Consider the following 13,636-nt stretch of genomic DNA (forward strand, 5'->3'; position numbering starts at 1 on the left):
GTTCTGATGGTCAAGACGTTCACGTTGCTGCTGGCCGCGACGATGTTGGTGGCCTGCTCGAGCAGCCCGAAGGCAACGGCCCCGGAAACCGGGACGCCGGCGCCTGAAGAGGGCTGCTACCAGGCCGACTGGCAGGCAGAGACCAACCCGGTGCTGAACAAGCGTTCCGGACCGGATGGCCTGGACAAATACGAGACGCAAACCCCGGCCAAGGAACATGGTTGTCCTTGACGGGTCTGACTCTTAACTCATGGCTGGCGGCATGTGCCGTCAGTCGAGGAACACGGATGAAAGGCTTGATCGCCGTCGTGGCGTTGGCATTGCTGGGCGGTTGTGCACAGTTGGACTTCTTGCACACCTCCGAACCTGTTGAAGGCTGGACGACCTGGACCTGTGACAGCGAGGCCAAGGTGCTCTGGCGCTACGCCGATGCGGCCCACAAGGAAGTCGACGTACGCCTGGGCGGTGCCGATAAGGTTTACCGCCTCAAGCTTGAGCCGGGAGCCGAAGGTTCGCTGTACAGCGATGACATGCTGGCGTTTCACGTCAAGGGTGAGGAAGGCCTGGTGTACTGGGTTGCCACCAATGACTTGATTGGGCGTGGCTGTAAGGCTGAGTGATTCAATAGATAGCCAATGTGGGAGCGAGCCTGCTCGCGATAGCGATGTATCAGGCGCCAGAGATGTTGACTGTTAGGCCCTCATCGCGAGCAGGCTCGCTCCCACAGGGGCCTCTATAGTTTCGAGATTTTGTTTCACCGAACACGCAGACCGGGGCCGACCCCCGATCCGCAATGACTTGAATAGCCGCCGCCGCTCCGGCAGGCTGGCACGATTAACGACCCTCGACCGGGAGAGAGACACAATGGCACTTATCAGCATGCGTCAGATGCTGGACCACGCAGCCGAGTTCGGCTATGGCGTTCCAGCCTTTAACGTCAACAACCTTGAGCAGATGCGCGCCATCATGGAAGCCGCTGACAAGACTGACTCTCCGGTGATCGTCCAGGCTTCGGCCGGTGCCCGCAAATACGCCGGTGCGCCGTTCCTGCGTCACCTGATCCTGGCGGCGATCGAAGAATTCCCGCACATCCCGGTGTGCATGCACCAGGACCACGGCACCAGCCCTGACGTCTGCCAGCGCTCCATCCAGCTGGGCTTCAGCTCGGTGATGATGGACGGTTCCCTCGGCGAAGACGGCAAGACCCCGACCGACTACGAATACAACGTACGCGTCACCCAGCAGACCGTCGCCATGGCCCATGCCTGCGGCGTTTCGGTAGAGGGTGAGCTGGGTTGCCTGGGCTCGCTGGAAACCGGCATGGCCGGTGAAGAAGATGGCATCGGCGCCGAAGGCGTGCTGGATCACAGTCAGATGCTGACCGACCCGGAAGAAGCCGCGGACTTCGTCAAGAAGACCCAGGTCGACGCCCTAGCCATCGCCATTGGCACCAGCCACGGCGCCTACAAGTTCACCAAGCCACCAACCGGCGACGTGCTGGCTATCGACCGTATCAAGGAAATCCACAAGCGCATCCCCAACACCCACCTGGTGATGCACGGTTCTTCCTCGGTTCCGCAGGAGTGGCTGGCGATCATCAACCAGTACGGCGGCGACATCAAGGAAACCTACGGCGTGCCGGTTGAAGAAATCGTCGAAGGCATCAAGTACGGCGTGCGCAAGGTCAACATCGACACCGACCTGCGCCTGGCCTCTACCGGTGCCATGCGTCGTTTGATGGCGACCAACCCTAGCGAGTTTGATCCGCGTAAGTTCTTTGGCGCGACTGTGACGGCGATGCGCGACGTGTGCATCGCACGTTACGAAGCGTTCGGTACTGCCGGCAACGCCTCCAAGATCAAGCCGATCTCGTTGGAAGCGATGTATCAGCGTTATCTGAAAGGTGAGTTGAACGCTAAGGTTAACTAAGGCTTCAGCGTTGTGGTTGTGAGAAAACCCGCAGTGATGCGGGTTTTTTTATGCGTGGGATTTGTGTGTATATCCGTTTTTTGGGTAACGGCTACTTATGGTTCCGCCCTGACGGCGGGTCACTTTCGAAAAGCGCGAAAGTAACCAAAGCGCTCCTGCCCCACCACTCGGTGCCTCGCCTAGGCTCGGCATGCCCTCACTCCGGCATTGCTCCGTGGGCCCGCCGCGAAGGACCATCCATGGTCCAGCGCGGCTATCCCGGCATCCATGCCGGGATGCCCGCTGCGCAATGCCTGCGTTCGGCCATCGTGGTTAACGGGGCGCCAAAATCTACGTCCACCGCGAGGCGGCCTAGTAGCCGACCTGGCTCTCCTGGTCGTACACCTGTCAAATCTGTGGGAGCAAAGCTTGCTCGCGAGGCGGCCTTATAGCCGACCTGTTTCTTTCTCCCGGGAGTACTCCGATCCAATTAATGTGGGAGCGAGCCTGCTCGCGATGACGACAGCACATTCAACATCTTCATCGACTATGACACTGCCTTCGCGAGCAAGCCCGCTCCCACAATTGGACTGGGTACACCCGCAAGAGCAGGTCGGCTATAAGGCCGCCTCGCGAGCAAGCTTTGCTCCCAAAGGTCCAGCTCAAACAAGTCTGATGGGTGTACCCCCCCCCGCAAGAGCCAGGCCGGCTATCAGGCCGCCTCGCGGTGGACGTAGATTTCGGCGCCCCGTTAACCACGTTGGCCGAACGCAGGCATTGTGGAGTGGGCATCCCGGCATGGATGCCGGGATAGCCGCGCTGGACCATGGATGGTCCTTCGCGGCGGGCCCACGGAGCAATGCCGGAGTGAGGGCATGCCGAGCCTAGGCGAGGCACCGAGTGGTGGGGCAGGAGCGCTTTGGTTACTTTCGCGCTTTTCGAAAGTGACCCGCCGTCAGGGCGGAACCATAAGTAGCCGTTACCGCAGAAATGGATATGTACTCAATCAGACCGCCATCGCGAGCAAGCTCGCCCACAGGGGATCATCGCCCACCGGGAGGGCTTTATTGGTCTTCGAGGCCGCGCTGTTCAATGACACCAAACACATCGGTGACATCCTGGACCAGGATCCGAGCCACATTGGTAAGGGTATTGAAGTCGCTGGCGGCCGAGTCTCGCAGGCTGGCGCAGGCCATGAGCGTCAGGTAATCGAGGGTGGCATGCAGGCGTTCGCTGGCGCAGGCGTGAAGCTCTGTTAGCGGGACGGTTTTGTCGATGAACAGAACAGGTTGGGTGGTGGCGATTGGGGTGAGAGGGGTGAAGCGGCTGATTGCTTGAGTCGTCGTCATAAGGTTTGGCTCTATTTAAGAAAAATAAATTGCCACCTTCTTGCTGCGAAACAAATGGGTGGCAGTTGCGCGCGGGTTCGCAGACCGAGATAGAGACCAAACCCGGCAGACCCGAAGATCTCCCGCGCGCAACCGCCATAAAATGAACGCAGGCGAGTTTGCCTGAATTTTCATTTGACGGTGCAAAGTCTCTGTTCTGTCAGTGGGCTGCGAAACCCCTGCCCACCGACTAAAGCCAGCAGACCCACCGAACTATAGAGGAGATTCTCGAAGCCAAAATCGACCTGTAGGACTCACCGCGCCACCGTGGCCAGAGAGCTAGCCCCCGCTCTGGAGCGCAGCCGCCGCAAAACCGGCGCATGCGGTAGGTCTGACGAAAGGAGAGGGCTGCTGCGCAGCCCAGCGAGGATAAATCCCCTCGTCACAAGGGGATGTTTCCTACGAGATTTTCGGAAGCACTTTTTAAGTGTTGTGATCGATATCCAGCTTGCTGAACGTCACTTTCCCGCCTTCGCTGGTATAGCCGCTGTTGTCTTGCACGTACACGCCAGCCTTGAAGTACAACGGCTTGACCCGCCACGTAGAGCTGATGGTGGTGTACCAGCTACGACCCGCCGCGGTAATGCCCAGGTCACCGGTGCGATCGAGGTGGAGCCGATAATTGAAGGCCTGATTAAGTTTCACGCCGCTGGCGACAGTGATGACCCGGCCTTTGTCATCATCGGGGCGCATGCGCACTTTGGCGACGATGTCCCCGGTGCTGCTGGCATCCTTGTATTGGTATTCCAGCTTCACCATGGGCTTGCTGCTGTCCTTGGCATGAATCTGACCGATGACGATCTTGCCACTGCTGGGCACCTGGTTGACCACCAGGGTCGCGCTCAATTTATTGTCGGCATCGGGATACAGCCAATTGCGCAAGGTGCCGTCTTTATAGGTCTCTCGTAATTCGCTGCGCGGATAGATCGCGTTTTCAGTCTTGGTGCCGGTAACCGGTGACCAGAAGTACACCGTACTACCTTCGGAGTTGAAGTATTTATCCCGGAATCCATCCACCAGCCGAGGCGTTTCAATGGTTTTCGGCGGGCTGCCCTCGGGGATGCTCAAGTTCCAGGTTGCAAGATCGACCATGCTCGGATCCTTTCTATACATAAGAAATGATTTACGCCACAGCCGAAGGCTCTAGGACGCGCTTTCGCTGACGCCAGGAGGCGGCGGGATCGAACGTTTTCCACGTGGACCCGGCGGAGGGTTGACGTCAGCAGACCGTCAGAGTGGCGTTTGCCGGTTTGGTGCCCGAGACAAGCGACCGTTAGTCGGCTAAAGCGTATTTTTTTTGAACGATGGCGATATGGCACCGCACACACGGCCTCTGTTCGAAGGCGCTTGAGGCGCGAATATCAAGGGTGGAGGAAGGGCCCAGGCAGCATCCGTGCTGCCATGGCGCCAAGCAAAGCGATCAGATGTTGTGATTGATTTCCAGCTGGCTGAACGTCACTTTCCCGCCTTCGGTGGTGTAGCCGGTGTTGTCCTGCACGTACACGCCCGCCTTGAAGTACAGCGGTTTGACCTTCCAGGACGGGTCGATCGTGGTTCTCCAGTTGTAACCCGCCGCGCTGATGCCCAATGCGCCCTTCGGGCTGAGATGGATCATGTAGGTAAAGCTGCGGTCGAGCTTCACGCCGGTGGCGATGGTGATGACTTGGCCGGTTTCGTCGTCGGGGCGCATGCGTACCTTGGCGACGATGTTGCCGGTGGAGCTATAGGTTTTGTACTGGTACTCCAGTTTCACCATCGGGCTGGTGCTGTCTTTGGTGTGGATCTGACCGATCACGATCTTGCCGCTACTGGGCACCTGGTTGACGGTGACGGCGGCACGCAGGATGTTGTCCGCCGCCGGATACAGCCAGTTGCGCAGGGTGCCGTCGCTGTAGGTTTCCCGCAGTTCGCTGCGCGGATAAATCGCGTTTGCAGTCTTGGTGCCGGTCACCGGCGCCCAGAAGAACAACGTGCCGGTGTCGGAATGGAAATATTCGTCCTTGAAGCCTTGCGCCAGCCGCGGCGTTTCGATGGTCATTGCCGGGCTGCCTTCGGGGATGCTCAAGTTCCAGGTGTTGAGATCGATCATGGTCGGATCCTGCGTAACGGGCGTAAAAGTGCTGAGGACCAAAGCGGGAGGCTCTACTCCAAGCATTTGGGGTGTGTTGATCACGCAGGAAGGAGATTTTTTGAATGACCATCCGGCGGATGTTTGACGTCAATTGTTCGTCGAATAGGTCATTTGCAGCATCTGTGCCTGGGTAGGCAACCGTTAGTCGGCTGTTTCAAACCCACACTGAACGATTTCTTATTGATAGGGTCGCCCGGGCGGACAGCATTGCGTTGCTGCCCTGGCGCCCCGCAAAGCGTCTAGATGTGATCGATATCCAGCAGGCTGAACGTCACGGTCCCGCCTTCGGTGGGATAACCGGTGTTGTCCTGCACGTACACGCCCGCCTTGAAGTACAGCGGCTTGTCGCTCCAAGTGGAACTGATGGGGGAGCTCCACTGGTAACCCGCGCCATTGATGGTCAGGACGCCGGCGGGGCTGAGATGGATCAGGTAAGAGAAGGACTGGTTGAGCTTGATGCCCGTGGCGATGGTGATGACCTGACCCGATTCGTCGTCGGGGCGCATGCGCACCTTGGCGACAATGTTGCCGGTGGAGCTGTAGGTCTTGTATTGGTATTCCAGCTTCACCAGGGGGCTGGTGCTGTCCTTGGCATGGATCTGGCCAATGACGACCTTGCCGGAGCTGGGTACCTGGCTGACGGCCAGGGTGGCAGCCAGCTTGTTGTCCGCCGCCGAGTACAGCCAATTGCGCAAGGTGCCGTCGCTGTAGGTTTCACGAAGTTCACTGCGCGGATAAATAGCATTGGCGGTCGTGGCGCCGGTCACCGGTGCCCAGAAAAACACCGTGCCGGAGTCGGCATGGAAGTACTGGTCTTGGAACCCTTGCACCAGTTGAGAGGTTTGGATGGTCGTCGGTGGGCTACCTTCGGGGATGCTCAGGTTCCAGGTGGCGAGATCAATCATGATCGGATCCTACGTAACGGGAGTGAAAATGCTGAACGCCCAACGAGAGGCTCTAGCCCGCGCTTGTGGGCGGATTAATCACGCAGGAGGGAAATTTTTTTGATAACCGTCCGGCGGATGACTGACGTCAATTGTCTGTCGAAGATGTCTTTGCAGTTTCTGTGCCCGAGGAGGGTGACCGTTAGTCGGCTATTTCGGGCTTTGCCTGGATGATGGCTCGTTGACACCTACTGCTTTTCAAAATCCCGGTCTAGAGTGAGGGGACAGTATTTGTCCGCTTTGCTACGTAAAAACGGACGTGGCGCCCGATAAGAGAAGCAGCATGGAATGCGCGCAACCACCGCTCGGCGAAGACAGCTCTGTCCTTTTGATTGTTGATGATTACCCTGAAAATCTGCTCAGCATGCGGGCCTTGTTGCAGCGTCAGGATTGGCAGGTCATGACCGCGTCCTCGGGGGTCGAGGCGCTTAACCTGCTGCTCGAACATGACATCGATCTGGTGCTGCTGGATGTGCAGATGCCCGACATGGACGGTTTCGAAGTGGCGCGCCTGATGCGCGGCAGCCAGCGCACGCGGCTTACGCCGATCATTTTCCTGACCGCCAACGAACAATCCCAGGATGCGGTGATCAAGGGCTACGCCAGTGGTGCCGTGGATTACCTGTTCAAACCCTTCGATCCGCAGATCCTCAAGCCCAAGGTCCAGGCGTTGCTCGAGCACCAGCGCAATCGCCGGGCCTTGCAGCGCCTGAGTCAGGATCTCGAAGCGGCCAGGGCTTTCAACGCCTCGGTGCTGGACAACGCCGCCGAAGGCATCCTGGTGGTGGATGAGAATGGGTGTATTCGTTTCGCCAACCCGTCGACCTGCCGCTTGCTCAATGCCACCGCCGAGCATTTGCAGGACATGCCGTTCCTGGATTTCCTGCAGAAACCGCACATCCCCGAATGGATCGATTCCGATATCCACAACGCCTACCGTCGTGGTGAAACCTGGCGTTTGCATGATGCAGTCCTGCGCACGGCACCCGGCCAACAGGTGTCGGTGGCCTTGTCTTGTGCGCCGTTGCCCTCGGAGCAGAAAGCGATGGTGGTGACACTCCAGGACATGTCCGTGGTCCGCCACTTGCACCAGCAACTCGAATACCAGGCCGTCACGGACCCGCTGACCGGATTGCTCAACCGCCGGGGGTTCTACCAGACCGCGGAAAACCTGTTGATGCGCAGCGAGCGACTGGAAAGCAACTGGGTGCTGCTGTACCTGGACCTCGATGGTTTCAAACGGGTCAATGACTCGCTGGGGCACGATGCCGGCGACCGGGTTTTGCGCTGGGTATCGGAGCAGTTGAAGGCGTGCCTGCGGCCATTCGATATCCTGGCGCGGCTGGGCGGGGACGAGTTCACGGCGCTGCTGGACCTGGAGTTTCCCGAGCAGGCTGCCAAGATCGCAGAGAAGCTTATCGAGCGAGTCGCGATCTGCCAGCAGATCGAAGGCATGGACGTGGCCCTGGGGGCCAGCATCGGCATCGCGACGTACCCGGATTGTGGCGCCAATCTCGATGGATTGCTGCGGGCGTCCGACATCGCCATGTACGAGGCCAAGCGTGCCGGTCGCCAGCAATACCGTTTTTACGACCACGAAATGAACGGCCGGGCCCGCTCACGGCTGATGCTCGAAGAAAGCGTGCGCTCGGCCATCGAGAATCGTGATTTCAATATGGTCTACCAGCCGCAGGTGAGCATCGTCGACGGGCGGATTCGCGGGTTCGAGGCGTTGTTGCGCTGGCAGCACCCCAGCGTCGGCGATGTTCCGCCGGGCCTGTTCCTGCCCCTGCTGGAAGAGGCGCGGTTGATCAGTCGGCTGGGCAGCTGGATTTATCATCGCAGCGCGGCCCAGCGCAAAGTCTGGGAGCGCTTGTTCGCTGACGACCTGGTGTTGGGGGTGAGCCTGAGCAGCACTCAGTTCGGCATGCCAAACCTGGTGACCGAATTGCGCCAGGTCCTGGAGCGCCATGCGTTGAAGCCACGGCAGCTGGAAGTCGAGGTGACCGAGGATGCGCTGATGCGCAATCCCGAGGAAACCCGAAAGCAATTGCGCCTGCTGCGCCACCTCGGGGTGCGCGTGGCCTTGGACGACTTCGGTTCGGGGCCTTGCTCACTGACGCATCTGCGCGACCTTGAGCTCGATACCCTCAAGCTCGACCGACACCTGATTGCCCGCCTGCCAGGGTCGCCCCGGGACGCCGCGTTGGCGGCCTCGGTGATCGACCTGTGTACGCAACTGGGCTTGCGGGTGATTGCCGAAGGGGTGGAAACCCACGAGCAATATCGGTGGCTGCAGGCCCATGGCTGTGAGTACGTGCAGGGGTTCCTCGTGGCGCGGCCCTTGATGGCCGAAGACACCAATGCCTTCGCCACGCCATTCGACTGGAGCGCGGTGCAGGCCTGAATTCGCTACACTGGCGGCCTCTTGTGACTGTGTTGCCCTTTGATGACCGCGCTCAAATACCTCCAGGCCTACCCCGCCGCCCTGCAAGCCCAAGTGCAGCAATTGATCGCCCAGGACCGTCTGGGCGAGTACTTGCAACAGCGCTATCCCGGGCGACATTCGATCCAGAGCGACAAGGCTCTGTACGGTTATGCGCTGGACCTCAAGCAGCAATACCTGCGTAACGCGCCAGCCATCGACAAGGTGCTGTTCGACAGTCGCCTGGATCTGACCCACCGCGCCCTCGGCCTGCACACGGCGGTATCGCGGGTACAGGGCGGCAAGCTCAAGGCCAAGAAGGAAATCCGCATCGCTGCGCTGTTCAAGGACGCGGCGCCCGAGTTCCTGAACATGATCGTGGTGCACGAACTGGCGCACTTCAAGGAGTCGGACCACAACAAGGCGTTCTACCAACTCTGCGAGCACATGCTGCCGGGCTATCACCAGTTGGAATTCGACCTGCGGGTGTACCTGACCTGGCGGGACCTGCAACCCCACAAGGAATGACCCGATGGACGTCAGCAAGACCAAGACCAGCTTTTACCGTCGTTTGTATGTGGCGTACCTGATCGACAGCGGCGTGGCCAGCAACATCCCGGCTCTCACCGAAGCCACCGGCATGCCACGGCGCACCGCCCAGGACACCGTCGTCGCGTTGGCTGATCTGGATATCATTTGTGAGTTCGAGCAGGAGCAGGGCGCGCGCAATCATGCCGGGCGTTATCGGATTCGCGATTGGGGGGCGATCGATCGGGAGTGGATCGAGGGGAATTTACCGCGGATCAAGGCGGTGCTGGAGTATCCCTGAGTTATGTCGGTGTCGGTGCGGGCCCCTTCGCGAGCAGGCTCGCTCCCACATTTTATTCATCTTTGTATACAGATTTTGTGTTCACTGAAGATCCACTGTGGGAGCGAGCCTGCTCGCGAAAGCATTCTCAGGGCCGATGCATACCTATGTGTGGAATCCCATCCTCCAGATATTCAACACCCACCACCTCAAACCCATACCGCCCGTAATACCCTTGCAAATGCGCCTGGGCCGACAATGAGATCGACGTGCCGGGCCAATGTTTCTCGGCCTGCTTGAGTGCCTCTTCCATCAGAGTGTGGCCCAGCCCCTGGCCGCGTGCTTGCGGCGCGATGATTACCCGCCCGATCACCACGTCACTGTTTTGCGAGTGCGGGTCGAGCAAACGCAGATAGGCCACCAGGTGGTTGTCCTGCCAGGCCATCAGATGGCAGGTGTCGCCTTCCAGGTCCAGGCCGTCGACGTCCGGGTAGGCGCAGTTCTGTTCGACGACAAACACCTCGGCACGTAATTTGAGGATGGCATACAGCTGTTCCTTGCTCAGGTCACTGTGATGTTTGCAGACCCATTCGATATCCATTTTTTGAATTTCCTGAAGAACCTGATGCCGATATTAAGCGTGCTTTGCCCGGAAGTCTCTTTACTCGGGTGGCTGGAAAATCTGCAACAAAGATCAAAATGCCATCATTCCCCTGTCGCGGCGTTGTCTTCTTTGTGTAATCTTCATGCCAGCGCTGCGTAGCGGTCGTGATGAGCTAATGTTAGGACCGGATGTCTGCGGATATCCGTTGGGTTTCGGCTAAAAACAAACCGGGCTTTGAACCCGTCAAGGATGTTTGGCATGCCGCGATTGCATCGAGCTCTTGCATTGATCGGGTTGCTGTTGCTGAGCTACGAGGCTTGCGCGCAAAAGCTGCGTCTGGTCGCCGATGCCTGGCCGCCCTTTACCGATTCCACACTGGTCAATGGTGGCCTGGCGACCGATATCGTCGCCACGGCCCTGGCGCGGGCCGGCTATGCCACGGACTTCGAACAGGTGCCCTGGGCCCGGGCGATGCTGGGTATCAGCGAGGGCCGCTATGACGTGCTGGTCAACGCCTGGTACAGCGAGGAGCGCACTCAAATCGGCCAGTTCTCGGCCGAATACCTGCTCAACCGCGTGCGCTTCATCAAGCGCAAGGACGAATCGATCCAGTTCGACGGCCTGCAACAGCTGCACGCCTATCCCATCGCCGTGGTCCGCGGTTATGCCTATTCCAAGGACTTCGACGAAGACCCACAGATGCAGAAAATTCCTGTGCATAACTTCGCGATGGCGGTGCGCATGCTGGCGGCCGACCGTGTGAAGTTGACCCTGGAAGACGAGTATGTCGCGCGCTATTACCTGGCCCGCGAATCGGCCAAGGTGCGCGGCGCCGTGGAATTCCTGCCCAAGCCGTTGAGCGAAAACAGCCTGCACATTCTGGTCAGCCTGAAGAACCCGGAGCATGAGCAGATCGTGGCCGGGTTTGACCGGGAGATCGCGGCGATGAAGGCGGATGGCAGTTATGCGCGGTTGCTCAAGCAACATGGGATGTGAGCTTACTTAAAGCTTGAGTTGCCTGGAATGGCCTCTTCGCGAGCAAGCCCGCTCCCACAGGAGTACGCATTCCAAAGGTGGGAGCGGGCTTGCTCGCGAAGGGGGCGGCCCATTCTCCACACCCCTCAAGCCTCGCTGGTGTCCTTGATCAGATGCGCCGCCAAGGTCCGCAGTGGCCCTAGCTGCCGACAGATCAACCCCAGTTGCGTCTGTACCAAACGCTGCCCCTCGTCGATCTCATCCGGCATCTGCTCAAGCTCGCTGGCCAGGGCTTCCTCCTCGTCGCTCTGGATTGCAATTGGTTGTTTGCTCGCCAGACCCTGGGCGATTTCGTCGATGCTTGCCGCCAGTTTCACCCCGGCACCGTCGATCAACTGTTCACGCACTTGTGCCGGCAGTTCAGTGCCCCGGTGGGCGCCCAGGCCGGACAGGTAACTGAGCAAGGTGTGGGACAACACCAGGAAACGGAACCCCACATCGGCTTCCTTACGGAAATGCCCCGGCTCCATGAGCATGTTGGCGAGCGTGGTGGACAGTGCGGCGTCGGCGTTGTGGGCGTTGCGCCGGGCCAGGCGGTAGGCCAGGTCGTCGCTTTTGCCGGCGGCGTACTGTTGCATGATCTGGCGCAGGTAAATGCTGTTGCAGGTCAGCGTATTGGCCAGCACCTTATTCAGCCGCCGGCCTTGCCAGTCGGGCAGGAACAGGAACACCGCAAGCCCGGCGATCAGGCTGCCGAGCAAGGTATCGAACAACCGCGGCAGCAGCAGCCCGTAGCCGTCGCCCACCTGGTTGAAGCAGAACAGCACCATGATGGTGATCCCTGCAGTTGCCAGGGTGTAGCGGGTCGTGCGGTTGGTAAAGAACACCACCCCGGCGACAATGGCGAAGCTCGATTGCACCAATGGGTTGGGAAACAGATCGAACAACGCCCAGGCCACTGTCAGGCCGATAGCGGTGCCGATGATCCGTTGGCCGAGCTTGCGCCGGGTGGCACCGTAGTTGGGCTGGCACACGAACAGGGTGGTGAGGATGATCCAATAACCCTGGGACGGGTGGATCATGTGCACCACGGCGTAACCCACGCTCAGGGCCAGGGGCAGGCGCAGGGCATGGCGGAACAGCAGCGAGGTGGGCGTGAGCTGCGTGCGCAAGCGCAGCCAGACATCCTTGAGGTTGCGCGGCGAGCGGTCGAGCAGGCTGCTGTCGGTGGCGTCGGCCAGGGCGTCGGGGTTGCTGGCATCGCTGAGCAGGCGATCCATGGTGGCAAGATTGACCGACAGGGCGCGCAACGACCGCAGCAAGCCGCGCCAGGCCGGGTTGCTCTGGATGCGCAGGTGTTCGAGGGAGGCGTGCAGGTCGTTGAGCGCCTCGGCAAAGGTGTCGTCGTAGACGAACGGCTGGCGTAGCTGGATCGACTCGGCCAACGCCTGGCAGGCCTTGCCTTGCTGGCGCAACAGGCGCTGGCAGCGGAACAGCACGTCGCTGTGGAAGAAGGCCTCGGCCAGGGCGTTGTAGGGGTAGTGCGAAGAGCTGGCGCGTTCGTGGATGTCCTGGGCCAGGAAATACAGTTTCAGGTAGCGGCTGACTTTCGACCCGGGGCGGCCATTGCCCACGCGGTGCAGGATGATTTCCTTGGCGCTGTTGAGCGCAGCGACCACTCGGCCGTTTTGCTGGGCCAGTTCCAGGCGTCGGGCTTCGATGTCCAGTTGGCGGATCGGCTCCAGGAGCGACGATTTGAGTTTCAGGTAGCGCCCCAGCTCACGAAACAGCCGCGCCAGGCTTTGCTGCACCGGTTGGTTGGAAAACAATGCCTGCCACAACACCGACAGCAGGCCATACCACGCGGCGCCAGCCACCAGCAGCAGGGGTTCATGCCAGAAGTCGGTGACCGCGCCACCGCGCTGGTCCACGCCGATCATGGTATAGACCGAGAGAATCAAGGTAGCCGAGGCGATGGCGCCATAGCGCTCACCCAGGGCGCCGAGCATGGTCAGGCCAAAGGCCGCCAGGGCCAGGGCGATGATGAACAGGATGGGGTAGGGGAACAGCAACTCCACCGACAGCGCCGCGACGGTGAAACACACCAGGGTCACGGCCAGCGCGTTGAGGCGGCCCTGCCAACTGTCGTCGGTCTCGGCCAGGGCGCTGGCGATGATGCCCAGGAACAGGGGGATCAGTAGTGCCATCTCATCGAGATACCAGCACAGCCCCATGCTGCCGGTCAGGGCGATGAACACCCGCACGCTATAACTGAACTTATCCAACGCCCAAAGGCGACGCAAAGACTGGCTAAACGAGTTCGATGACATGAAGTGCACGGGCCTGACGGGCAATGACGCTAAATTGAGGCAGTAATGGCGCCGACGCAATGGCGGCGATCACATCTGACAGCAAAAAGTGTTCCGGCATACACCTGAGGCCACTTTATCTGT

At 59.9% G+C, this 13,636-nt stretch carries 13 protein-coding genes; 7 read left to right on the top strand and 6 right to left on the bottom strand.

From position 1 onward, the window contains the following. Positions 1–6: 6 nt before the first annotated feature. The 3 genes from AC30D9_RS09490 to fba all read left to right on the top strand — a co-directional run bounded on the left by AC30D9_RS09490 (position 7) and on the right by fba (position 1,929). Complete coding sequence (locus AC30D9_RS09490) at positions 7–231, top strand: hypothetical protein (RefSeq protein WP_307572442.1); 225 nt, start codon at positions 7–9, stop codon at positions 229–231. 56 nt (positions 232–287) lie between these two features. Further along, the gene (locus AC30D9_RS09495) at positions 288–620 is read left to right on the top strand and encodes an MliC family protein (protein WP_490143934.1); all 333 of its coding nucleotides are present in this window, start codon (positions 288–290) and stop codon (positions 618–620) included. Positions 621–864: 244 nt separating this feature from the next. Continuing rightward, a complete protein-coding gene (gene fba / locus AC30D9_RS09500; protein ID WP_003177554.1) occupies positions 865–1,929 on the top strand; it encodes a class II fructose-bisphosphate aldolase in 1,065 nt (354 codons plus the stop codon). Positions 1,930–2,972: 1,043 nt separating this feature from the next. Here fba and AC30D9_RS09505 read toward each other — a convergent pair. The 4 genes from AC30D9_RS09505 to AC30D9_RS09520 all read right to left on the bottom strand — a co-directional run bounded on the left by AC30D9_RS09505 (position 2,973) and on the right by AC30D9_RS09520 (position 6,332). Next, a complete protein-coding gene (locus tag AC30D9_RS09505) occupies positions 2,973–3,257 on the bottom strand; it encodes a fructose-bisphosphate aldolase (protein ID WP_210641687.1) in 285 nt (94 codons plus the stop codon). Positions 3,258–3,719: 462 nt separating this feature from the next. Next, complete coding sequence (locus tag AC30D9_RS09510) at positions 3,720–4,388, bottom strand: polysaccharide lyase family 7 protein (protein WP_134926176.1); 669 nt, start codon at positions 4,386–4,388, stop codon at positions 3,720–3,722. Between the two features lie 328 nt (positions 4,389–4,716). Next, entirely contained in the window at positions 4,717–5,385 is a 669-nt protein-coding gene (locus AC30D9_RS09515; protein WP_134926175.1) for a polysaccharide lyase family 7 protein, read from the bottom strand. A gap of 281 nt (positions 5,386–5,666) precedes the next feature. Further along, positions 5,667–6,332 carry a polysaccharide lyase family 7 protein gene (locus AC30D9_RS09520; RefSeq protein WP_307576613.1) on the bottom strand — a complete coding sequence of 222 codons (666 nt, stop codon included), beginning with the start codon at positions 6,330–6,332 and terminating at the stop codon, positions 5,667–5,669. A 322-nt stretch (positions 6,333–6,654) separates the two neighbouring features. On the opposite strand from AC30D9_RS09520, the gene AC30D9_RS09525 reads away from it, so the two are divergent. Genes AC30D9_RS09525 through AC30D9_RS09535 form a run of 3 tightly spaced genes read left to right on the top strand, consistent with a single transcriptional unit; the run spans position 6,655 to position 9,625 of the window. Next, positions 6,655–8,778 (top strand): putative bifunctional diguanylate cyclase/phosphodiesterase, encoded by a 2,124-nt coding sequence (locus AC30D9_RS09525; protein ID WP_134926173.1) that lies wholly within the window; start codon positions 6,655–6,657, stop codon positions 8,776–8,778. Between the two features lie 42 nt (positions 8,779–8,820). Further along, positions 8,821–9,324, top strand: a complete 504-nt coding sequence (locus AC30D9_RS09530; protein WP_134926172.1) for a M48 metallopeptidase family protein — start codon at positions 8,821–8,823, stop codon at positions 9,322–9,324. 4 nt (positions 9,325–9,328) lie between these two features. Next, positions 9,329–9,625, top strand: coding sequence for a winged helix-turn-helix domain-containing protein (locus AC30D9_RS09535; RefSeq protein WP_307576610.1), 297 nt, complete (start codon positions 9,329–9,331; stop codon positions 9,623–9,625). A 127-nt stretch (positions 9,626–9,752) separates the two neighbouring features. Here the strand turns inward: AC30D9_RS09535 and AC30D9_RS09540 are convergent, their stop codons facing one another. Further along, positions 9,753–10,205, bottom strand: coding sequence for a GNAT family N-acetyltransferase (locus AC30D9_RS09540; RefSeq protein WP_109755068.1), 453 nt, complete (start codon positions 10,203–10,205; stop codon positions 9,753–9,755). Between the two features lie 261 nt (positions 10,206–10,466). Here AC30D9_RS09540 and AC30D9_RS09545 point away from each other — a divergent pair, with 261 nt between their 5' ends. Beyond that, positions 10,467–11,204 (top strand): substrate-binding periplasmic protein, encoded by a 738-nt coding sequence (locus AC30D9_RS09545; RefSeq protein ID WP_134926170.1) that lies wholly within the window; start codon positions 10,467–10,469, stop codon positions 11,202–11,204. Positions 11,205–11,329: 125 nt separating this feature from the next. Here AC30D9_RS09545 and yccS read toward each other — a convergent pair whose 3' ends face one another. Continuing rightward, a complete protein-coding gene (gene yccS, locus AC30D9_RS09550) occupies positions 11,330–13,513 on the bottom strand; it encodes a YccS family putative transporter (protein ID WP_490143935.1) in 2,184 nt (727 codons plus the stop codon). Positions 13,514–13,636 lie beyond the last annotated feature (123 nt).

Source organism: Pseudomonas sp. DF11, assembly GCF_058148565.1.